Genomic DNA, 22,908 nt, shown 5'->3' with positions numbered 1-22,908 from the left:
GACCAGCATTTACACCTGTCTCACTTAAAATTATTCTTATTCTTCAGTATAATTCATGTCTTCATCTTCCGGCATCGGTTCAAGAAAGACTTTTCTTGGTTTGCTTCCTTCTGAAGGTCCGATTACCCCATGATCTTCTAACTCATCAACTAAACGAGCTGCTCGATTGTAACCGATTCTAAAACGTCGCTGTAATAAAGAGATACTTGCCGTCTGCATTTCTACTACTAAAGCTTTAGCTTCTTCATATAGTTCGTCTTGCGGCGCTTCTCCGCCTGTCGTTGTTGCTTCTTCTTCTGTCGGCATCATGCTTTCCTGATAATCCGCTTCTTGTTGTTCTGTTACAAAAGCAACGATCCGCTCAACTTCATGATCCGAAATAAAAGCACCTTGGACACGAATTGGTTTATTTTCACCCATCGGTAAGAAGAGCATATCGCCTCTACCCAGCAACTTTTCTGCTCCATTACTGTCAATAATTGTCCGTGAGTCTGTCCCACTTGAAACAGCAAATGCCATTCTAGAAGGCACATTAGCTTTAATAATCCCTGTAATAACATCCACACTTGGACGCTGAGTCGCTAAAATCATGTGGATTCCAGCCGCCCTAGCCATCTGAGCTAAACGAATAATTGCATCTTCTACTTCATTACTGGCAACCATCATCAAATCCGCCAACTCATCGACAATTACTACAATGAAAGGTAAGATTGGACGGTTTTCACCATCTTCAAGATTTCTCTGAATGACTAAATCATTATACCCAGAAATATTCCGAACACCAGCAGCTGCAAATTTCTCATAACGAAATTCCATTTCTTGAACGACTTTTTGTAAAGCTTGTGCCGCTTTTCTAGGATTGGTTACCACAGGTGTTAATAAATGAGGAATCCCATTATAGACATTTAACTCAACCATTTTAGGGTCGATCATCATTAATTTTACTTCATGCGGTTTTGCCCGCATTAATATACTGGAAATTATGCCATTAATAGCAACGGATTTACCACTACCAGTTGAGCCTGCAATTAACAAGTGAGGCATTTTAGCTAAGTCTGCTGACTGAACCATCCCCGAAATATCCCGTCCAAGCGGAACTTCTAATAACTTATCTGGATGACTCGGCTGAGCTTCAATAATATCTCTAAATGAAACCGTGCTAACTGTGCTATTCGGCACTTCTATTCCAATCAGTGATTTACCAGGAATCGGCGCTTCCATCCGAACGTCTTTAGCTGCCAACGCTAAGGCGATATCATCTGTCAGACTAACGACCTTACTGACTTTTACACCAACAGCTGGTTGAATTTCAAATTTTGTCACGGCAGGTCCAAGACTCGCTTTAACAACTTTAGCATCTACACCAAAGCTTTTAAACGTCTGTTCAAGCACACCGATATTTTTCTCAATTTTTTGATATTCCCCACTTTGGTCTGCCGATGGAATTGAATCTAATAATGTTGACGGCGGTAGTTCGTAATCACGATCTTCTGCTTCTTCTGAAATTTCAAAATCTAATTCTCCGCCTTCGTCCGCTTCTGTTTCTTCTGAAATCACTTTTGCATGAAGTGGCTGAGCCTCCGCTTGACTTTGGAAACTATCAATTGGAACTAAGGTTAGCTGTTCTGGTTCTTGAACTTCTTTTTCTTCTTGCTCCCACGCTTCTTGGGCTAATTTTTCTCCTGGCGTTAATTCTCGCACATCGTTTTTCAGACGCTTAAGACGCTCTTGAGCTTGCATTTCAGCCTTGGCTTGTTTGGCTGCTTTTTTCTCTGCCCGTTTAGCTTCTCGCTCAGCTTGATTTTCCTGATTTCGCATAGTTATACCGCTAAGTTTCTCACGAACAGTCTGCAAACCATTCATTACCTGTTGAAATTCCAACATACTCATTAAGAATAATCCAAATACAATCAGTAAAATAGCAACCAGATAACTACCGAACTGCGCAACTAAAAAAAACGTCAAACTATACAGAGCTGCACCAACCATACCGCCTCCGACATTTTCAGTAACTGTATTGCCTTTTAAATCCATCCGTAAAAAATCCCATGTTGTTCCTAATACATTAGGATCTTGTGTCCCGACGTTTCGAAACATATGAGCTTGTATAAATAGCAAAATACCTAAGTATAAAAAAATTGCGCCAATCCATAGTCGACTTTTTTTAAAAGGAAAATCTTTACCATAAATAATTAACATCACACCATACAACATTAGTAAGATTGCTGCTATAGGAAAGGTATTACCTATTACCACACGTAAACCGTTAGCAAATAAGGTTCCTAAAAATCCTAATTTTAATAGGCCAAATAATCCAAAGAGGATAAAAAAGAGCCCTAGAAATATGAAATTAAGATGTTCCTGCTGTTGTTGTTGCTTTTTGGTCTTTTTCTTTTTTGTTTTTTTCCGTTGTGCCATTTAACATCCCTCTTTTCAATCAGTATCCATTATACCTAAAAATCGAGCCGAACAAAAGTACCCCCATTGTTTCTGTTGAATTTTTAAGAAAACTGATACATTTAAACGGACATTTATTTATGCTCACTTTACCACAGTGCCTGAGAACATTGAAATTTTAACTCTCTAACACACATCAAAAGCTCTCAAAAGCTGCCTAGATATGACAACTTTCAAGAGCATTTAAATGATGATTAATTTTCGTTAGTTTTAGCGATAAAAATCAAAACGACCTTTTGCTAAGACTTCTTTAATGCCGCCAGTTTCAAATAAAGAACGATCCATAATCGCTTTTTTGATGAATGAAGCTGGGTACCCTTTAACTTCCATTTTACCAACTTCACCAAATGCATGACTATTTCCAATTGACGCAACTGATCCTAATGATTTAAAAGTAAATTCTTTTGTTGGTTGACCATTTAATTGCGCTTTAATATTTTTACCTGCATGTTCACCCATTTTTAGTGAAATTTGTGCTGTAGTTGGGTATGGGCGGTTTGACTCTTTGTCCATAACTGCCGAACAGTCACCGATAATATACACATTTTTATGCTCTGTGTCAGTTAAATCTGATTCTACCATCACTCGGCCACGTTTCGCCGCAAAACCTGAATCGCCAACTACATGGCTACCACTGACACCTGTTGTCCAGATAATTGTTTTAGCAGCTAATTCACTCAATTCGTTGGTTTCTTGATCGTCCAGGTACACAACTGTATCTTGTTTAATTTCTTTGATTGGTTTTCCAACTAGGAAATTTACGCCCCATTTTTTCAAATGATCGATACCGTATCCGCCAAGTTTTTCGCTAAACATTGGTAATAGACGAGTCACAGCTTCAACACAGTATAATTGAATTTTTTCTGGTTCAACACCCGCGATTTCAGCCAATTTCTTCCGTCCTTCTACAAGGGAACCTAATAACTCGATTCCAGTAAAACCAGCACCACAAACAACGATCTTCAAACAATTTTCGTCTTTTGTTTCTTTGTAAGCTTCCATTTGTTCAGTCAAATGTTGGTATACTTTTTCTGAAGTTGGAATATCTACCATTTTTAGTGAAAATTCTTCAACACCGGGAATACCGAAAGATTCTGACTCATAACCTAATGCTACGATTAAATAATCATAAAAAATAGGTTCTTGATCTTTCAACTGAACTAATTGTTTTTCGCTGTCAACTTTTTCTACCGTTCCCTGAACGAATGTTGTGCAACTTGTTTTGACAACATCCTTGATTGGGTATGTGATTCTTTCTGACGTTTGAATTCCAGCGGCTACCTCATGGATATCAGTCGCTTCAAAATGATAATCATTTTGGTCTACTAACGTAATTTTTATATCGTTTTTCCCTTTTTGAAGTTCGTGTAAGGCTCTCAATCCGGCATAACCAGCGCCTAAAATAACGACATGTTTGTTCATTTAAATCCCCTCTTAACCTTTTTATTTATTAATTAAGCCATAATCCTATGGCAAAAAATACAACTTGTGCAAGTGCACCAACCGCTAAAATTTTTACGGCACAGATAAATGTTTTGGCTTTAACTTGTTCTTTCAAGAAAAGCTGAGTCTGTTTCCAAATAAACGGTAGCGTTAGTAGTGTCAAAAGCATCGTCCACGGGGCTAATTGCAATAACACACTTAAAATGATTGATACAAACGCAATTATAATCAATCCAACGAACAAATTAATAGATGCTTTTTTCCCTAGATAATGAACTAAGGTAAATCGATGATTTTTTTCATCTTCTTCCAAATCACAAATATTATTGGCCAACATCAAATTAGCAATCAAACATGTATTAGGTAATGAAATCAAGAAAACACTGCCTAGATTACTTGCTGTCCATTGAAAAGAATCAAAGGTATTGATATACACACAAATCAGCGTAATCATAAAACCCATGGTAAATCCTGAAAAAACCTCTCCTAATGGCAAACTAGACAACGGTTTGGGTCCAGAAGAATAGAAAATACCAATCAGATAACAATAAAGCCCCATCCACAACAACGGCCAGCCAACAATTACTGAAAGAACAATACCCATTAAAGCAGAAATCACAATCATCCAAATAATCCAGCGACGTAACATTGCAAGAGATAAATTTTCTCGTCCAATAATATTCGTTTTTTCTTTGTAATCATGACCTTCTTTTGCGTGGAGATAATCGTTATAATTATCTAGAATATCAACAGCCATGTTAAAAATAAACATTGCAATAAAATAAATAAGGACATATACCAAATGCAGCTGTTGATAATGGTACCAACTAAAACAAATACCTAAAAGAAAAGGCAAAACACTGGCAGTCTTCGCTTTTAGCTCTACTAACTCAAAAAATACTTCTCGATTCAATTATACTCCCACCTCCTCTTAAACTTGAATTTAATGCTCATAAAATAATTTACTGTATTTCTTTCTCAAATTCGTATACAATCAATAGTATTGAATTACTGAAAGGATTATTGTGTTATGAATGATTTTTGGAAAGAGTTTCCTACTGTCCAACAACAATTAAATAAAACATGCGAATTAATTAAAAATCAAATAAAAATACGCAACAAAGATATTGAAGAAGCGATCGTTGAATTAACCTATTCTGGCGGAAAACTCTTACGTCCTGCTTTTTTCTTTTTATTCGCCCAAATTGGGGATCAAAATAAGCAAGATGAACAACAGTTAATCAAAATAGCTGCCTCAATCGAAATTTTACACATGGCAACACTCATCCATGATGATATTATTGATGATTCTCCCTTGCGCCGTGGAATAATTACGGTACAGTCACAATATGGTAAGGATATTGCAGTTTATACAGGTGATCTTTTATTCACAGAATTTTTTGAACTGCTTGCTGATACCATGAATGGATCAACATTTCTACACACGAATGCTTCTGCAATGAAACGTTTACTGCTGGGTGAATTAGATCAAATGCATACACGCTATAAGAGCGATATGACTGTTTGGGATTATCTGCGCAGTGTTAATGGAAAAACCGCTGAATTGTTCTCTCTAAGCTGTTTAGAAGGTGCTCATTTTGGTTATGCCTCTGTAGAAGTTCAACGCTTAGCTACACGGATTGGTCGTCACATCGGAATCGCTTTTCAAGTCTATGATGACATCTTAGATTATACCGCAGATTCTGAAACATTGAAAAAACCTGTTTTAGAAGATTTAGCACAAGGTGTCTACACATTACCATTGATTTTCGCTATGCAAAAATCACCTGAATCATTCTCTCACTACTTAGCTAAGGGCGCAGAAATCACGCCTGATGAGGCTTTAGAAACAGCTCAACTAGTTCATCAGCTAGACGGCGTTAATGATGCGAAAGCTTTTGCTAAAAAAGTAACCGAAAAAGCGCTGACTGATATTGAAAAATTACCTGAATGTTTAGCAAAAGAACATTTACAGCAATTAACTCAATTATTATTACAACGATCTTTTTAGAAAGAGGGAGAGCTTGGGACATAACTCAAAAAGTTATGTTTCAAGCTCTTAGTTTCCGAATAAACGGTGGGAGCAGAAGCAACGCCTTCGGAAATAAGCTCAAATTCACAAAAATTTAAAGAGCAATTTTCGTGAATTTCTTCTTATTTCTCGGAGTTAAACACTTCTGTCCCAACCTCCTACTTTTTCATTTTTACCTCGTTTACTTATCCATTCCACGGTCAATTGCATATAGTTGTTGATAGTGTTTGTTTTCTGCAAGCAATTCTTGTGGAGTCCCACTCATTTCCAAATGTCCATCTTCGATAAAGATAACACGATCCATCATATGAACACCCTGTAGATGATGGGTAATCCAGATAATCGTTTTATCTTCCAATGTTGTGAAGAATGTTTCCAATAATCGTTGTTCCGTAATCGGGTCTAAACCGGTTGTTGGCTCATCTAAAAGTACAACTGGAGTATCTTGCAGTAAAATCCGTGCTAATGCTAAACGATGACGCTCACCGCCAGAAAAACGTAAACCAGCTTCATCAACCATAGTTTGTAACTCTTCTGGTAAGCCTTCCACCATTTCCTTAAGCCCAACTTTAGCTAAAACTTGCCAGACTTCTTCTTCTGAAGCCTCTTCTTGTCCAAGTCGAACATTATTTAAAATCGTTGTTCTAAACAGATACGGCGTTTGATGAATCACACTAATATATTCAGTAATCGTATCACCAAATTCTTCTGTAGGCACATTTCCTAAAGTGATTGTTCCTTTATTCGGTTGTAAATCCCCACGAATCAAAGTTGCCAACGTACTTTTACCAGAACCACTGCGCCCTAATATTGCTAGCTTTTCTTTTGGCTTAATTGTCAGATCCAAATCTTCCAATACATTTTTAGCAGTATGCTCATAAGAAAATGACAGATCATTAATTTTAATTGTTGTATCTGAAACTACAATATCTTTTTTTACAACAACGGCTTCTTCTGGTTCAGGTAAATCATTTAAACGTTTAATCGAATCTTTATAGATATTTGTTTCTTGGGCTGCATCCGGTAATGGTGCAAACGCGTCAATCAGTGGAAAAACAGTCAACACAAACGCCGCAATCCAATTAGCTGCCCCACCATGATTACCAGGAAAACGAACACTAGTCCAAGCCAAAAGTGCTACCGTAATAACGCCAAAAGCTACTTGTAAAACAAAATCTCTAAAACGATTAAATCGCTTGATTTTTTCATCAAGTTGACGTAATTTAGCTTCCTCTTGCTCATATGTGTGGACAAATTCCTGTCCTCTTTGACTAAATACCCAATCAGAAACACCTAAAATATTATCCGTCAATGTTTTATATAACTCATTTTTAGACACTTTTTGCTTTTCTTGACGAGCACCATTTACTAAAACTGAAATTAGCGGTAACAGAAAAACCACTACACCAAGCATTAGTAACATGCATAAACCAAACCACCAAGAAAACAAACCTAATCCAATAATGATAAAAACATACAAAATCCAAGCAATAATCGTTGGAAAAATCGTCCGCAAGTACAAATTCTGTAAATGATTTATATCTTCAGAAAGCAAACCTAAAATGTCACCTGTTTGGTATTTCGATTTAAAGAAAATCGCATCTTTTTCAAGGACTAAATATAACTTCAACCGTAAATCAGAGGTCATTTTCAATACCCAATTATGACTAACTAAGCGTTCAATATAACGAAACACTGGACGACTAATCCCAAACGCACGTGTTAAAACAATTGGAATATAAATCATTAAAATATTTTCAGGAAGCGATGCAGCTCTACTAATTAAGTAGCCTGAATTAAACATTAACGCTCCCGCACTGAAAAAGGTTAAAAATCCTAAAAACAACGCTAAGTACAATAAACCTTTATACTTTTTTAGAAACGGTCTAACCCATTGATCTTTTTCGTATAATTCTTTATTTGTCGGGGTATTTTCCATTAGTTTTCTCCCCTCATTTGATTCATTAAATTCACATAGTAACCATTTTTCGCTATTAGTTCATCCAAGGTACCCATTTCAACCACTTGCCCTTTGTCCATCACCAAAATATAATCCATTTCAGCCATCCAATGTAGTCTATGAGTTGCAAAGAAAACTAAATGATCCTGCATCAATGGCAACATTCTTTCTTTTAATTCTACTTCCGTTTCAATATCTAAATGTGCTGTTGGTTCATCAAATAGTAAAACACGTCTTTGTTGGTCCAAAAAAGCTCTAGCAAGCGCCACACGCTGTGCTTGACCGCCACTTAACATCCGACCGCTTTCGCCAATCACTGTATTTATACCCTCTGACAACTCGTTTACAAGCGGTTCTAAACCGACTAACTGGATCGCCGCTAAAACTTGCTCATCCACGGCTTCTGGTGTATAAAAACGAACGTTGTTTGCTAAAGTATCTTGGAAAATGTACGGCGACTGCGGAATATACAACACTTGTTTTTGCCAATCTTTTTGTAAAAAATGTGGAATTTCTTGTCCATCAATCGTGATTTTTGTGCCTTCAGCATCAGGTTCTAAAAAGCCGCTCAAAACATTAATCAACGTTGATTTCCCGGAACCGCTAGCACCGATAATTCCAATTTTTTGATACCCTTTTGCACCAAACGTTAAATCACTTAATGCTGGTTTTCCTGCATCTTCATACGTAAAACTTAAACCATTCATCGATAATTCAGTTGAGGTTGCCCAATCTTCCAACAACAAACGATCTGTCTCTGACATTTCCGGCAAATCTAAAACAGCTTGAATCGCTTGAAATGAATTTTTCCCATCCAATGTTGCATGATAATCACTAGCAAAATCACGAACAGGTAAAAAGAATTCCGGTGCTAAAATCAATGTCGTTAACGCTGGAAATAACAAAATCCCGCCGTTCAATAAACTCAAACCTAAAAAGACAGCCACAACAGCTACTGACAACGTTGTAAAGAAATCTAAAGCAAACGTTGATAAAATCGCAATTTTCAAGGTACTCATCGTCGCCATTCTAAAACGTTCACTCGTATTATAAATACTACCTGCATACTTTTTACTTAAACCAAACAATTTCAGCGTGTCTAAACCTCTTAACGAATCAATAAAGTGGTTAGACAATAATTGAAAAGCTTTGTATTGTTTATCTGCTTTACTTTGAGCAGCATACCCTAGAACAATCATAAAAATAATAATTAACGGAAATACAATTAGCAAAACAATACCCGAACGAATGTCTTGTGTAAAAACAAAGGCCAGAATAATCCACGGAATAATCATCATATTCATGATTTTCATTAAAATCAAATGCAGATAATTCTCTGTTTGACTAATTCCTTCAAGCGCCATCGTAATCATATTCCCTGTACCATTTTTTTGAACAACAGTCGGACCTAATCGGAAAATCTTTTGCAGCAACGCTTCTCTTAACTCACGAGAACGTTCATAACTAAATTGATCCAACATTTTCTCCCGAAGATAGGTCACCACATGCCGTCCAGTATAAAACAAAAAGAACACCAAAATATTCAACAGCTGGTCTTTTAAAAGGCCACCACTCCACAACCCAACTACGGCTTTAGATAAATAAAATGCTTGTCCTATAATAAATACTGCTTGCAGGAAAGAAAAACCTGCAAGCAAGATCATAATTTTTTTGATTTTCGGCATTTTTAAGATGGCTTTATCAATCATCCTTCATACCCCACAGCAGCGATTGCTGGATGTTTAATACGTTTTCTAAAGATATAGTAAGACCAAGCAGTATAAGCTAAAACAAATGGCAAGATTGTTAATGATAACCAAGTCATTGTTTTCAACGTATAAGGGCTACTTGATGCATCTTTAATTAAAATATCGTAATAGCCTTCACTACCGATCATAACACGCGGGAATAAACCGCTAAATAATAATGCCACTAAAAGAATCAGAGTCAAGCCGCTAGCAATAAACGCCAACATTTCTTTTTCTTTAAAGACACTAACATTGGCAACAACTGTTACTGCAACAATCCCCACAACCAATAATAAAGTCAACAAGAAATGATTATCGAAGAAATCTGTTTTAAAGTACAACAATGCTGCAAAAACGACTAACCCAATGTATAAAATCCAGTAAAATAATTTTGCATAGTTACGCGCACGTTCCCGAACAGGACCTTCTGTTTTTAACGTAATATAGTTTAAGCCATGTAAATAGCATAGTAATGCTAAGGCAACACCGCCAACAACTGAAAATACATTAATATAATCTGTAAAAGTCGCCATCATATTGCCATCTGCATCAAGCGGCATTCCTTGAACTAAATCAATGAATAACACACCAAAGAAAAACGGCACAATAAAACTACCTATCGACAATGTCCAGTTCCACATTCTACGTCTTTTACCATCCGGCATACGGTGACGGAATTCAAAAGAAACCCCACGAATAATCAAACCGACTAAAATAATGAACAAAATCAAGTAAAAGCCACTAAATAATGAAGCATACCAGTATGGGAAAGAAGCAAACATTGCGCCTCCTGCAGTTAATAACCAAACTTCATTACCATCCCAAACAGGTCCTATTGTTTGGATGATTTGTTCTTTTTCTTCTTCGTCATGTGCTAATGTTTGCACAGACATTCCTACACCAAAGTCAAATCCTTCTAAAAAGAAGAATCCAGAGAATAAAATACCAATCAAGACAAACCAAAGTAATTGCAATGTACTCATTTGCTGAAGACCTCCTTATCAAATGGATCTACATCAGTAGAATTTTCTTTTGCTAATTTCTTTTCTTCATAATCAGGTCCTTTTTTCATCTCTACGGTAATTAAATAAACCATAACGGAACCTAAACCAGCAAATAAGATAAAGTAAATAATATTAGATGTTAATAATGAAGCCACGGATACGTTTGGTGACACACTGTCTTCAATCGTAAATAGACCATAAACAGTCCAAGGATAACGTCCTAATTCAGTAATTAGCCAACCAGTCGTATTTGCTAAAAATGGTGCGAATGTACATAAAGCAACAATCCAGACCATCCAGCGTTTTTCGTAAAGTGAAGGTTTTTTCTTACGCGAAAAGAATAGTCCCAATGCTGAAACTAACAACATCAACGCACCAAAACCTGCCATTACTCTAAAGCTCCAGAATAATGTATTAACTGGCGGATAATAATTTTTATCATCGCCGTACTCTTCTTTCAAACGTTCGTTAACTGTATCCATACCATCGACAGAACCAGATAAGCTATTATAAGATAAGATACTCAACATATATGGAATTTGAATCCCAAATACTTGTTTGTGCTGAGCTTCATCAGCCCATGCGATCAATGTCCAAGCAGCTGGATCACCAGAATCTTCATAATCGCCTTCCATAGCTGCAAATTTCATTGGTTGATCGTTAATCAATGCTTTCATTTGTAAATCACCTGTGAATAACACAGATAATGACCCTAATAGAGCAATCCATAATCCAACGCGCATAGATGTTTTGTGAAAATCAATATCACGTTTTTTCAAGATTTGGAAAGCAGCTAACCCAGCAACGATCATTCCGCCCATCACAATTGCGCCGGAAAGAACATGGGTAAACTCATACCAAACTTTCGGGTTACCAATTACTGCACCAAAATCAATTAACTCTGCACGACCATTGTTTAATGTATAACCAACTGGATGTTGCATAAAGCTGTTTGCTGCTAAAATCCAGAAAGCTGACATCATTGAACCGACAAATACTAACCAAATAAAGGTCAAATGTAATTTAGGATTCACTTTATCCCAAGTGAAAATCCATAATCCTAAGAAAGTTGATTCTAAGAAGAATGCAAGTAAAGCTTCGATGGCTAAAGGAGCGCCGAAAATATCTCCTACAAACCGTGAATAATCAGACCAGTTCATACCGAATTGGAATTCTTGAATAATACCTGTTACTACACCTACTGCAAAACTTAATAGAAAAATATTTCCCCAAAATTTCGCCATTTTACGATAACGTTCATCTTTTTTCACGACGTACATCGTTTCCATCACTGCCACAACAAGTGCTAATCCAATTGAAAACGGTACGAAGAAATAATGAAAGACTGTCGTCATTGCAAATTGGAACCTTGCTAATGTTACAATATCAAACATTCATAATCCTCCTTGTTTTTACTGCCTCCACAAAAAGAAAGAAGCCAATTTTATTCCAAAATGATTCATTTATTTAGACAGTTGGTCGGCACTGTAAAAATGAGTCAAAGATACAGAATAAAACAAACTTTAAACTAAAACATTTGTGAAAACTCTTTTTATTAATTTTAGAATGATTCCAATTTAGAGTATACTCCTTTATTTAGAAAATACAAATGTTTCTTTGCATTTTTCATTAAAATATTGCCCAATTCTAGCATAAAAACAAAAAAACAATTTCAATTAAATTTAAATAGCATTTCTCTCACTGAAAATCCACCTATTTACGTTTTCTATTTTGCTTTAAACCAGTCTTTTAGTTAACCAAGTCGCACTGATTTTCCAATAAGAATTCCTTCACATTTTTTTACTTAATTCTGCGCCAAATAAACAAAAAGATCCACGCCGAAATCAAGACACACAGACCAATAATTTTTAGCCACGAGTCGCCACCATCGATATAGGGAATGGCAATATTCATTCCAAAATATCCGGTAATAATTGCTGGAACTGTTAAAATAATTGACCACAGCGTTAGGACTTTCATTGTGTCATTTAAATTGTTATTCAGTAAGTTATTATACGTATCGGAAAGTTGTTTCAGGACATCCGTTGCTAACTGCGCCATTGCTACTGCTTGATTGGCTTCAATAATCGCATCTTCAAACTGTTCTTTCTCTTCTTCTGTTAATTGACGGTATACTTTCACCGCTTTTAATGAAGATAGCAAAACACTATTTTGACGAATAGCCGTAGTTAAATAAACTAAACCTACAGATAAATCAGAAAGTGCCAATAATTTTTTATTCGTGATTTTTTGCTTAATATCTTTGTTTAACGTATTTCGCTCACTATTTACTTCTTCAATTAAAGGAATAAATTTATCTGAAATTGCAAAAATTGTATTAAATAAAAGACTATACTGACTTTGTTCTCGATCATTGTGAATTAGCGTTTCAATCATTTTGACCAAATAAGCTGTATTCGTTGAAGTAAATGTAAAAAAATGATCTTTTTGAAGGATAAACGTCACAGGATTTGTAATAAAATAATTGTCCTCTTTTTCCTCAAGCGGGGCATTATACACAACTAAAAGTGATTCAGTTAACGGATCAAACTCTACTCGCGCACGTTCGTTCTGATCGAGAGCATACTTGATGAACTCTTCATTCAATTGATATTTTTCTCTGATGCCAGCAACACTTGTCGGATTGTCACTATTGACACTGATCCAAGATGTTTTGCTATGATTAAATAGTACTTGTTGATTTTCCATAAACTCACCCTTTGACAGAGCTGGATTACGCTCTTTTTTAATCTAAACGAGAACAGCATACCTTACTTTATAAGGCTTTGGCAAGAAGGATTTTAAAGAACATTTTCAACTAAACACCGTGTCTAACTATTTCCCAATTGTTCAAAAAATTATTCTTTCTTAGAATCCACATCCAATTAGTATAGTTTGCCCCTGACATAAAACCTGAATGATTATTCTCCTGCAAACTAACATCAAAATCAGAATATAGCACAATGTACTTTTCCTGATTTAACGTGTGTGATTTCTTATTCTCTATAATATAACGAGCGATTTCTTGATTTGATCGTTCTTCATCATAAGTATTCTATTAAAGTACATTATATATTAAGTCTGAAAACGATGAAAAAGTCCGCTTCATTCAGTCATTGACCATTTGTTTAAATGTGATCTTCTTGGTCAGTAGAATTTATCCGCTTAAACACAATGACTGCCAGCGTCTTAAGCCGGTGTTTACTAAGAAATTACTTGACACTATTCACCTATTTTCAGACTATCTGTGGATACAAAAGGATTTTTTTGTAGCACAGTTCTCACAGAACGCAAAAAAAACGGTACTGGACACCTACCAGATACCGTGCAAAAGACAACTAAGAGCATTAACCACTTTTTTACAGAAATGCAGAAAAAGACTAGTATTTTCCTGACATTTTGAGTAAAATAAAGAAGGTCAATGAAAATTGACTCGGGCAACTTGTACATTCAGGTGTTCTCTGATGTATAAGGCTCTGTTGGAGGATCGCCAAATCTTCCGCAGAGTGCCTATATTTTTATCGTCCTATTTATTACTATTTTATATAAATAATTTACAATAGTCAATTGAAACTTGAAGATAAAAAGCAAGTTTATGGAGATTTAAGAATGTGTTCCTGACTTGAAGACGTATGTGGATATATGATACAATAAAAAATGAAAAGAGAGATATGCGTCAACATACCTCTCTTATGTAGAACCGTTAAAGACGGTGACATTTTTAATAGACTATAACTATCTAAACCTTGTCAAAGTTTAAAGATAGTTATTTTTTTGGTCTTTTTTCGTCAACAATCAGCAAAACTAACGTTGCAAAAGCAATCATTAGTGATAATACTTCAAATACTGACATTGTTATTCCTTTCTAGGAGTAATAACTAAGTCCATAGGCAACACTCCTTTATTAAGAGTTTAGCCACATAGAAAAGTTTGATGGACTTGCTTAGCGCCTAAACAATACTGGCAGCAAATATAGCGATGCTTTTTATCGCGGATTTGCTGCCAGTATTGTTTAAAGGCGTTTGTCCAGAAAACTAGACACCATCTTTTTACTTTTCTACATTTATTCATTGTAACATAAAAAAGTTTTTTTCATTCTTTTTGTTATTTATATCTTGAATTTTATTTTTCTTCCAACAGAGCTTTTTCTTTTGAATAGTCCATATATTTATAAACTTTTTCAATTTTCTTTCGTTTTACGTCTTCAATTTGATCTTGCGTAAAGCCTTTAATCACTCCTTGCTTCTGTAGTTCTTCCATCATCGCTGTTAGCTGGTAAAACTCTGTCAGCAGTTGTTCTTCATTGGTTTCATTTGCTCTAGCTGGGTGATGATCGTCAAATCCAAATCTAAGCGCTTTCGATATTGCTTGTTGGATTTCAGCACATTCTTCCATTGCTACTAAAGCTAAGTATTCATTTTTTCTCAATTTAATCGTTCCTTTTTATTCTAATGTTATTTTTGAAAGTAGTTTGTGTATAATGGAACAGCTTCTTCTTGTAAAATACCTTTCACAACTTCAGGTTGATTTGGGCTTTTTGCAAATATTTCTTCACTTCCAATCATTATATTAAACCCTGCAATCTCTGCTAATTCATCATGAGATAAACTATAAACCATTCGTCCTAAATTGCTCCAAACCATTGCTCCTGTGCACATGCAACAAGGTTCGCAACTTGTATATAACGTGTACTCCGCTAAATCAGTTATTTTTTGAGTAGAACAAAATTCACGGATAAGCCCGAGTTCTGCATGAAATGTGGGATCACTTTCGGTATGAATTTGATTTTCTCCAGTTAAAACAACTTGATCTCCTTTGACCAATAGTGCACCAAAAGGTTCGTTGCCATTTTTTGCTGCTGATTGCGCGAGGTTTAAGGCTTGTTTCATAAATTCAATGTCTGTTTTTTTCTGTTCTGCTGCTCGTTCAGTGTGGTTTTCCATTGTATATCGCTCCTTCATTTTTCTTTACGTTAAGTATAGCACGGTTTTGTTTAGGACTGTGACTATCTTAAAAAGGGTCGCTTTATCAGCTGTTTAAAGTAGCTTTAAACATGAAAATACTGATTTGATGATTTGGAAGAATTTGAGAACTAAGAATTTAGAACTTTCTACTCTTTTTCTGGATGTTCCTTTTGTTGAATCTTCTCGATTTCAGAAACAGAATACGTTTTTTCATTCTCAAATTTAGCATTCTCTGTATCAAATGTGCCATTAATTGTAATATTACCTTCAAATTCTTTTTGATAAGGCATAACATCTGCTGTAAAATCATTTTCTTTATCATCATTAAAATAACCAGAAAAAACTAATGTCCCCATTGGATTTTTTTTTGTTTTAGTAAAGGTAAGTGAATCAATATTGTTGTAATTATAGTGAAAGAATAACTCGATTCGCATCTTTTGTTTTGCCTTGTAGTTATTATAGTTGTAGTAATTTAATCCCTTTATCCCGAGTATTATAATTCCTAACCCAATTAAAAATTTATACCTAGTTTTCATAGTCTTCGTGTCCTTTTTTAGCATAATAATATAAGTATAACATAAAGATAACAATAAATTAGTAAGACGGATAAAAATGGGTAGACAAAACTGCTGTTGGACCTATCGTTAATGGAATCTCTGATATTTCCAATATTTCTGTTTTATCTGAGTAACTAAGGTTGATACTAAAAAAGAGCACTAGGCTCTTCAAAATTTAGTTAAGTAATTATCCACACCTGATGCTTTGGAAGAATCTGAGAACCAAGAGTCAGAACTTTCTTCTCTTTTTTCTCGACGTTCCTTTCGTTGAATCTTCTCTATTTCAGAAACAGTATACGTTTTTCCATTCTCAAATTTAGTATTTGCTCTTGCAAACTCACCATTCATTACATTATTTCTTTCAAATTCTTTGTCATAAGGCATTACACTTCCTATAAATCGATTTGATTTGTCTGAATTAAAATAGCCGTAGAAATCTAGTGAACCCATAGGATTTTTTTTTGTTTCAGTGAAAGTAAGTGAATTAATATCATTATAGTTATAGTTAAAGAATAACTCGATGCGCTCTTTTTGTTTGTCCATGTAGTCCTTATAGCTGTAATAATTCATTGCTGCCACTCCTATTAATATTATTCCTATCCCGATTAAAAATTTATACCTAGTTTTCATAGTCTTTGTGTCCTTTTTATTTCATAACTAAACATAAGTATAACATAAGGAGAACGATAATGAGCAAGAAGGATAAAGATTTTTTTGAAATAACTACTGGAGCTTACCAAGGATTAAAAATTGGAGAACAAATTGAAGGGTTTGGAGGAAAGCAATATGAAATTGTCTCTGTGCTAAACAATCCAGATAAAAATGGAGCAGAAGGGATTGCTATTGCCCCAATCGTCAATGGAACCCCTGATATGTCCAATATCACGATTTCGTATAAAGGAACCAATCTTGCAGATCTGGACGGAGATTTAAGTGCTGATATCCAGCAAGTTACCTTAGGTCAAAAAAATAAATTCAGCACAGTAACCGTTCCAGGAACAACGATACGTTTTCCTGTTCAAGTTAAAAGCCAATTTGATACCGCTTTAGATTTTGCGGAACAAGTAAAAAAAGATCCTCGATTCAAGAATGCAACCTTTGATTATACTGGCCACAGTCTAGGTGCTGGCTTAGCTTCTTATGTCGCTGCTGAATTTGGAGAATATGCCACCGTTTTTTCTGCGCCTAATATTTATCGCTTATTAAGTGAAACAGCCAAAAACTGGGTTGATGCCGGACATGCTACGGATAAAATTACCAACTATACACACATGAATGATAGTGTCGGAAACTTCGATCAATTTGGTATGCCTTTAGTAGGCCGAAGAGTGTACACAAAAAGCAATAAAGAATTAGAAACGTTTATTATGAGTTTATTAACGTTAGGTGGGCACCCTACGGATACTTTTCTAGAGATGTTTAATGGAGATGGGAGTATTATGCTCTTGTTTGCTCCAACCTTACTCCGAGCTACAGCTGCGCAGTATGACGATATGAAAAGTACAGCATTAGGGATCAAAAAAACAATTGAACAGTATGAGTGGGACGAAGGAGAAGAAATAATGGCGTTACAAAAACATATCCGAAGTGAAGCCAGTGGCGGTGCTTATTCTGAATTGGAAGATCATGAAATTCAAGATATTTTAAAAGCGGTTGCGCCATATTCCAAAGGAGATCAGTACTACGCCCACAATCCAGAAGTTGTCAGCGAGTTAAAGTCAAAAATGGTGTCAATTGGCGATAATTTAGGGGAATTTGCTCAAAGTTTACGCATGGCAGCTGTTAAAGCTAAAGCTTCAGATGAACAAATTGCTACAAGTTTTTAAATAAGGAGAGATAAAATGAATTTACCCGGTATGGATTTAGCTATTGGCGGTGAATCTTCCAGTGATGTTATTTCAAATTTACAGCAGAAAATTAGTTTTGAATCCAGTCTAAAAGAACCGAGCACCGCTACAATTACACTTTATAAGATTCAACTAGAACAATACCAAAAATTAGAGAAAAAAAGACTACAAAAAATAGCATTACAGGCAAAATGCGCCAGTGTAATTAATCCTCTAAAGGAAGAAGCCGCTCAAATGCAAAATAAGATTATAAGTGAACAGTTTGAGCTAGGGAGCAGTGTGGAAACATTCGTTCAAAACGCACCTGATATGGTCAAAGGTCAAGCAGGTACTTCCTTTTCTCATGAAGTGTCTGTAATGAGAAACAGTGTCCTCGAAGCAAGTGGTATGTGTGAGGCTGTTACTTAATTTTGGGGCACATGATCTATAGTAAAATAGCAATTTTCTCTAATCAAAACAAAAAACCGAAATCTTGAACTACTAAGATTTCGGTTTTTATTTAGATGTCTACTTCTAAGTTGCATGAATTTTTATAGAACAAAAAACTTAAGCAGTACTGCCGAACACTTTATTATTGCGTTAGTAAATTATATTATTTGCTTTAGATTACTTACATCCTTTTTTTTCACACGTGATAGATTGAGCTGTTGATACCCAATCTTGCGGGTTATCGTCTATTCGAGCACCACATGCAGTATAATTCCCATTTCTAGTATGAATCTTTCCTTTTTCTGATTTTTTGGTATCATTTCCAATGTATTTTACATTTGCCATTATTGTTCCTCCAATAAAATTTTTATTTTTCACTAACTAGATATATCAAAAAACATATTGACAATACTACTTAATTTTTTTGTATACGTAATTAATTAAATAACTATTGAGCTTTTCCATAAATTTCTCTTCTAAACGGAAGCACACTCTTTTTTAACTTTTTATTTTGCATTGCTTTTCTGAAATAGGGTCGATTAATTCCATGTTGCTCCAATAAAGTTCTTGTATAAAATTTCCTTTTATTTGGTTGCCATGCCCAATACCTGTAGTAATACTCTTCTCCACCACCAACATTATTGCTAAGAGTACGGTAGTAAACCTTGTTAACCTTATACTTGTCTTTTCTGAAGTGATCAATTATAAGACCAGTAACAAAAATAGTGATTGTCAGTACAATCAAGAAAAGAATAGCGTAAACCAAAGACTCTACTTCAAAAGGTGTCTTATTAAAAATTCTCTCCAAAATATTCACTCCTTTAAAAATAAATTATAGCACAAAAGTTCGTTATATAAAACATTTAGTTTTATATAATTACAAAAAACGAATCCAACAATAACTCATAAATTGGAATACGGCTGGCTTTATGGTAATTTTTAATCACTGATTTACTTAACTTCTATGATGATATATTCAGCAAAAAAGGAGATCATCGTGATTCGTTTGATTTCCCTATTTGACGTCTTACTTGGAATCTTTATCAATTTAATTGTCTAACGCATTAATAAATAGCTAAATTCTAAGGACAAAAAGACAGCTAGCTTCACGTTTATTTTGTAATTTCCGATAAAAAAAGAGTCAGCTCGGTTGCCCCGATCTGGCTCTTTTGGGTCTTGCATTTGGCTTCTCTACTTGTAAAATTTGTACGGCACAAATTAATTAATGAAGAAACAGATAACGAATCTATACCATTGAAATTTGCTATTAACACTCACTTAATCGTTCATGATTTTTGTAAAAGCATTCGAAACAAAGTATAGGAGTTGCTTCTTCTCCCGTTTATTCGAATTTAAAGTGCGTAGCAGAAATAATTTTTAATTTTGTCCCATATTCATAAAAATGAAAACTAATACTACATAAAAATTCCATTTCTCTAACGTTCCAGTTTAATCTTGCTTCATCGCAGCTTTCAGTGCTTGTGCTAATGCACTTTCTTCTGGTTCATTTTTTTGGGAATATTTTTTCATTAGTTTACGTTCTTCATGCTTGGTTAACTTTTTACTACGCTCTTTTTTATCTTGGACTTTTTCAGTGATTGAGCAGTACTTACATTTAAAGTACGCGCCGTTTTTACCGTCGATAATTTCCATTTTTCGATGACATTGAGAACAGCGATGGTTAGAAACTTTCGGATCTTTTCTTCTGCGGTAATTACAATCTTGATTGGTACAAACATAGATTTTGCCATCTTTGGTATTTTTTTCACGTAAGTTTGACCCGCAATCTGGGCATTTCTTTTGTGTGATTGAAAAATCTTGGTATTTGCTTTCGCTTTGTTTGATTTCATTTACTAATTTTTTCGTGTCTTGCTCGATTTCTTTTAGGAAAACAGTACTGCTTTGTTTTCCTTTAGCGATTGCTTCAAGTGTTTTTTCCCATTTTTCGGTTAGTTCAGGTGTCACTAATGAAGGATTAACTAGTTCTAGTAATTGTTTTCCTTTTGGTGAAACCATTAGTCCACTTGTTGTTCGTTCCATTAATTCTGATTTAATCAGTTTTTCAATGATTTCTGCACGAGTGGCAGGTGTTCCCAGACTGTGTTTTTCCATTAATCCTAGCAAACTGCCTTCTGTTAAAGGTTTTGGCGGTGCTGTGAGTTCTTTATTAATGGTAAAATTAGGTGCGACAACCATGCCCATTTTCCAGTCAATCGTTGAAGCAATCGCTTCTTTTTCTTGCTTCCAGCCAGCAACTTCAACTTTACTTTGACGGAAAATAAATTGTTCTTTGCCAAAGCTGACCGTTACTTTCGTTTGTTTGGTTTTATGCGGTTCAGCAAATAAACCTAAAAAGCGGGTTACAATCATATTGTAGATTTTTTGTTCATCCCCACTTAGTTTTTCATAGCGTGGACGTTGCTCTGTCGGAATTAAAGCATGGTGATCGGTAACTTTTTCATTTTGGAAAACCTTCGTTAGTTTGACTTGTCCGCCATTTTTAATATATGTTTTAACTTCTGGGGCAAAATCACTAACTGCCTGTAAGCGTTCTTTCATGGTTGCACTCATATCGGTTGTTAGATACTTGCTGTCAGTTCTTGGATACGTGACGATTTTATGAAATTCATAGAGACTTTGCACCAATGATAATGTTTTCTTAGCTGAAAATTGATAGCGTTGGTTCGCCTCTCGTTGAATTTCTGTTAAATCATAGGGTAACGGTGCTTGCTCAGATTTTGCTTTTTCTTCAATATCGGTAACTTTCCCTTTTCCTTGGCTAAGTGTCTTCACAAATACTTCAACGTCATTACGTTCTTTAAAGGCATAAGGATTTTTTTGTACTAGTTTTGCTTTTTCTTTTTCTACATGTAAATCAACTGAAAAATAGGTTTGCGGGCGGAAGCTCTCGATTTTCTTTTCTTGTTGACGAACTAAGGAAAGCGTTGGTGTCTGTACACGTCCAGCAGAAAGGCTATCTTGATATTTGACTGTTAACGCGCGGGTCACATTTAGCCCTACCAACCAGTCAGCTTTAGCGCGAGCCAATGCGGAATAGTATAAATTATCGTATTCTTTCGCAGGTTTTAATTGTTTGAAGCCGTCTTTGATGGCTTTATCTGTTTGCGAAGAAATCCACAGACGTTTAACTGGCTTATTGAAATGTACGTACTCTAAAATCCAGCGAGCAACTAATTCCCCTTCACGTCCTGCATCAGTTGCAATAACAGCTTCTGAAACATCTTTTCGGTTAGCTAATTGTTTGATCGCTTTTAATTGATGTCCGGTTTTAGGTAATGGTTTAATTCCTAAATTTTTAGGCACCATCGGTAATGTTTCCATTTGCCATGATTGCCATTCTTTATTGATATCTTCCGGCATTTTTAATCCTAACAAATGTCCCAATGCCCACGTAACAATTACAGTGGGTCCTTCATAATAACTTTTATTTTTTTGATTAGCTCCCAGTACTTTGCTTAAATCTTTGGCAACACTAGGTTTTTCAGCAATTATCAGCTGTTTATTCGCCATATTATTCACTCACTTTCAACTTGTTTCATATGTAAATTTCAGTTATTTCATATTCAATGTCTCTATTTTACCATATTCTATTAGGTGATTGCTGCTTACTTAAGCCATTCTTATTGAAATATCTATTCAAAAACTATATACTTACTATTAGTAAGTTAAATACTTAATAAAAGGAGAAGTTATGATTACTATTGAATTTTTTCACGATGTGATTTGTAGTTTTTGTTTCCCTATGTCAGACCGTATGCGTCGAGTTCAAGCGGAAATGCCAGATATAAACATTGTTCATCGTTCATTTGCACTTGCTTGGGAACCTGAAAACCTTGCTCAAATGTTTGGTTCTAGAGAGCAGGCAAAAAATGAAATATTATCTCATTGGGTTCACGCCAATCAAAATGATGAGCGCCACCGTTTTAATATCGACGGAATGAAAGAAGCTGATTTTCTTTTTCCTACGTCGAAGAATGGGTTACTTGCCGCTAAAGCTGCGGGTGTGGTAGCTGGAGAAAATGGCTATTGGGAAGTCTTTGACGCTTTACAAGAAGCTTTATTTGTTAACAGCCAAAATATTGAAGACTTAAATGTAATAAAAACGGTAATCCAACATAGCTCGATCGATACTGAAAAATGGCAGCAGGCGTTTGATGATCCAACTACACTTAGCTTGGTTGAAAAAGATTTTCAGCTTGCAAATGCTTATCAGCTAACTGGTGTTCCAGCCTTAATTGTTAATGGCAAATATCTGATTAACGGTGCCCAACCTTACGAGCAAATTATCCAAGCGATTCAGACAATTCAAGAAAAAGAATCACCTGTCATCGAAATTATTGAAAATAGTCAAGCTGAAAATGGTGCTTGTAATATGGAAGATGGTAAATGGGTGTGTGATTAAACAAAAAATAGAAGAGTAAGTAATTAGTTGAACCTAATACTTGC

General features: G+C 35.3%; 20 protein-coding genes. 4 read left to right on the top strand and 16 right to left on the bottom strand.

What is annotated here, in order from left to right; all coding sequences use genetic code 11:
• Nucleotides 1–36: 36 nt before the first annotated feature.
• From C240_RS08475 to C240_RS08465, 3 genes are all read right to left on the bottom strand, one after another.
• Nucleotides 37–2,418, bottom strand: a complete 2,382-nt coding sequence (locus C240_RS08475) for a DNA translocase FtsK (protein WP_271494352.1) — start codon at nt 2,416–2,418, stop codon at nt 37–39.
• A 249-nt stretch (nt 2,419–2,667) separates the two neighbouring features.
• The gene (locus tag C240_RS08470) at nt 2,668–3,879 is read right to left on the bottom strand and encodes an NAD(P)/FAD-dependent oxidoreductase (RefSeq protein WP_271494350.1); all 1,212 of its coding nucleotides are present in this window, start codon (nt 3,877–3,879) and stop codon (nt 2,668–2,670) included.
• Nucleotides 3,880–3,907: 28 nt separating this feature from the next.
• Complete coding sequence (locus C240_RS08465) at nt 3,908–4,813, bottom strand: prenyltransferase (protein ID WP_271494348.1); 906 nt, start codon at nt 4,811–4,813, stop codon at nt 3,908–3,910.
• 117 nt (nt 4,814–4,930) lie between these two features.
• On the opposite strand from C240_RS08465, the gene C240_RS08460 reads away from it, so the two are divergent.
• Complete coding sequence (locus C240_RS08460; protein WP_271494346.1) at nt 4,931–5,911, top strand: polyprenyl synthetase family protein; 981 nt, start codon at nt 4,931–4,933, stop codon at nt 5,909–5,911.
• 202 nt (nt 5,912–6,113) lie between these two features.
• Here the strand turns inward: C240_RS08460 and cydC are convergent, their stop codons facing one another.
• The 10 genes from cydC to C240_RS08415 all read right to left on the bottom strand — a co-directional run bounded on the left by cydC (nt 6,114) and on the right by C240_RS08415 (nt 16,735).
• Nucleotides 6,114–7,871 (bottom strand): thiol reductant ABC exporter subunit CydC, encoded by a 1,758-nt coding sequence (gene cydC, locus C240_RS08455; RefSeq protein WP_271494344.1) that lies wholly within the window; start codon nt 7,869–7,871, stop codon nt 6,114–6,116.
• Nucleotides 7,871–9,601: a thiol reductant ABC exporter subunit CydD gene (gene cydD, locus C240_RS08450; RefSeq protein WP_271494342.1), complete on the bottom strand. Its 1,731-nt coding sequence runs from the start codon at nt 9,599–9,601 to the stop codon at nt 7,871–7,873. Before cydD ends, cydC begins: the two co-directional genes overlap by 1 nt.
• A complete protein-coding gene (cydB, locus tag C240_RS08445; protein ID WP_271494340.1) occupies nt 9,598–10,623 on the bottom strand; it encodes a cytochrome d ubiquinol oxidase subunit II in 1,026 nt (341 codons plus the stop codon). The genes cydD and cydB overlap by 4 nt, the downstream gene beginning before the upstream one ends.
• Nucleotides 10,620–12,038, bottom strand: coding sequence for a cytochrome ubiquinol oxidase subunit I (locus C240_RS08440; protein ID WP_271494338.1), 1,419 nt, complete (start codon nt 12,036–12,038; stop codon nt 10,620–10,622). The genes cydB and C240_RS08440 overlap by 4 nt, the downstream gene beginning before the upstream one ends.
• A 406-nt stretch (nt 12,039–12,444) precedes the next feature.
• Nucleotides 12,445–13,353: a magnesium transporter CorA family protein gene (locus C240_RS08435; protein WP_271494337.1), complete on the bottom strand. Its 909-nt coding sequence runs from the start codon at nt 13,351–13,353 to the stop codon at nt 12,445–12,447.
• 1,057 nt (nt 13,354–14,410) lie between these two features.
• Nucleotides 14,411–14,497, bottom strand: a complete 87-nt coding sequence (locus C240_RS16370) for a putative holin-like toxin (RefSeq protein ID WP_442896588.1) — start codon at nt 14,495–14,497, stop codon at nt 14,411–14,413.
• 269 nt (nt 14,498–14,766) lie between these two features.
• On the bottom strand, nt 14,767–15,072 hold the full coding sequence (locus tag C240_RS08430) for a hypothetical protein (RefSeq protein ID WP_271494335.1): 306 nt from the start codon (nt 15,070–15,072) through the stop codon (nt 14,767–14,769).
• A 26-nt stretch (nt 15,073–15,098) separates the two neighbouring features.
• The gene (locus C240_RS08425) at nt 15,099–15,587 is read right to left on the bottom strand and encodes a nucleoside deaminase (protein WP_271494333.1); all 489 of its coding nucleotides are present in this window, start codon (nt 15,585–15,587) and stop codon (nt 15,099–15,101) included.
• Nucleotides 15,588–15,754: 167 nt separating this feature from the next.
• Nucleotides 15,755–16,144, bottom strand: coding sequence for a DUF1433 domain-containing protein (locus tag C240_RS08420; RefSeq protein WP_271494331.1), 390 nt, complete (start codon nt 16,142–16,144; stop codon nt 15,755–15,757).
• Nucleotides 16,145–16,333: 189 nt separating this feature from the next.
• Nucleotides 16,334–16,735: a DUF1433 domain-containing protein gene (locus C240_RS08415; protein ID WP_271494328.1), complete on the bottom strand. Its 402-nt coding sequence runs from the start codon at nt 16,733–16,735 to the stop codon at nt 16,334–16,336.
• A gap of 119 nt (nt 16,736–16,854) precedes the next feature.
• Between C240_RS08415 and C240_RS08410 the strand changes: the two genes are divergently transcribed.
• Complete coding sequence (locus tag C240_RS08410) at nt 16,855–17,991, top strand: hypothetical protein (protein WP_271494327.1); 1,137 nt, start codon at nt 16,855–16,857, stop codon at nt 17,989–17,991.
• A 15-nt stretch (nt 17,992–18,006) separates the two neighbouring features.
• A complete protein-coding gene (locus C240_RS08405; protein ID WP_271494325.1) occupies nt 18,007–18,420 on the top strand; it encodes a hypothetical protein in 414 nt (137 codons plus the stop codon).
• A 198-nt stretch (nt 18,421–18,618) separates the two neighbouring features.
• On the opposite strand, the gene C240_RS08400 is transcribed toward C240_RS08405, so the two are convergent.
• From C240_RS08400 to C240_RS08390, 3 genes are all read right to left on the bottom strand, one after another.
• Entirely contained in the window at nt 18,619–18,786 is a 168-nt protein-coding gene (locus tag C240_RS08400; protein WP_271494323.1) for a hypothetical protein, read from the bottom strand.
• A gap of 103 nt (nt 18,787–18,889) precedes the next feature.
• Nucleotides 18,890–19,249, bottom strand: a complete 360-nt coding sequence (locus tag C240_RS08395) for a hypothetical protein (protein WP_271494321.1) — start codon at nt 19,247–19,249, stop codon at nt 18,890–18,892.
• A 641-nt stretch (nt 19,250–19,890) separates the two neighbouring features.
• Nucleotides 19,891–21,972, bottom strand: coding sequence for a DNA topoisomerase III (locus C240_RS08390; RefSeq protein WP_271494319.1), 2,082 nt, complete (start codon nt 21,970–21,972; stop codon nt 19,891–19,893).
• A gap of 181 nt (nt 21,973–22,153) precedes the next feature.
• Here C240_RS08390 and C240_RS08385 point away from each other — a divergent pair, with 181 nt between their 5' ends.
• Complete coding sequence (locus C240_RS08385; protein WP_271494317.1) at nt 22,154–22,864, top strand: DsbA family oxidoreductase; 711 nt, start codon at nt 22,154–22,156, stop codon at nt 22,862–22,864.
• Nucleotides 22,865–22,908: the final 44 nt, after the last annotated feature.

It is taken from the genome of Enterococcus sp. 5H (assembly GCF_028128615.1).
GTDB lineage: Bacteria > Bacillota > Bacilli > Lactobacillales > Enterococcaceae > Enterococcus_L.
The sequence above is the reverse complement of the archived record's forward strand: the minus strand, read 5'-3'. Positions and strand labels throughout refer to the sequence as shown.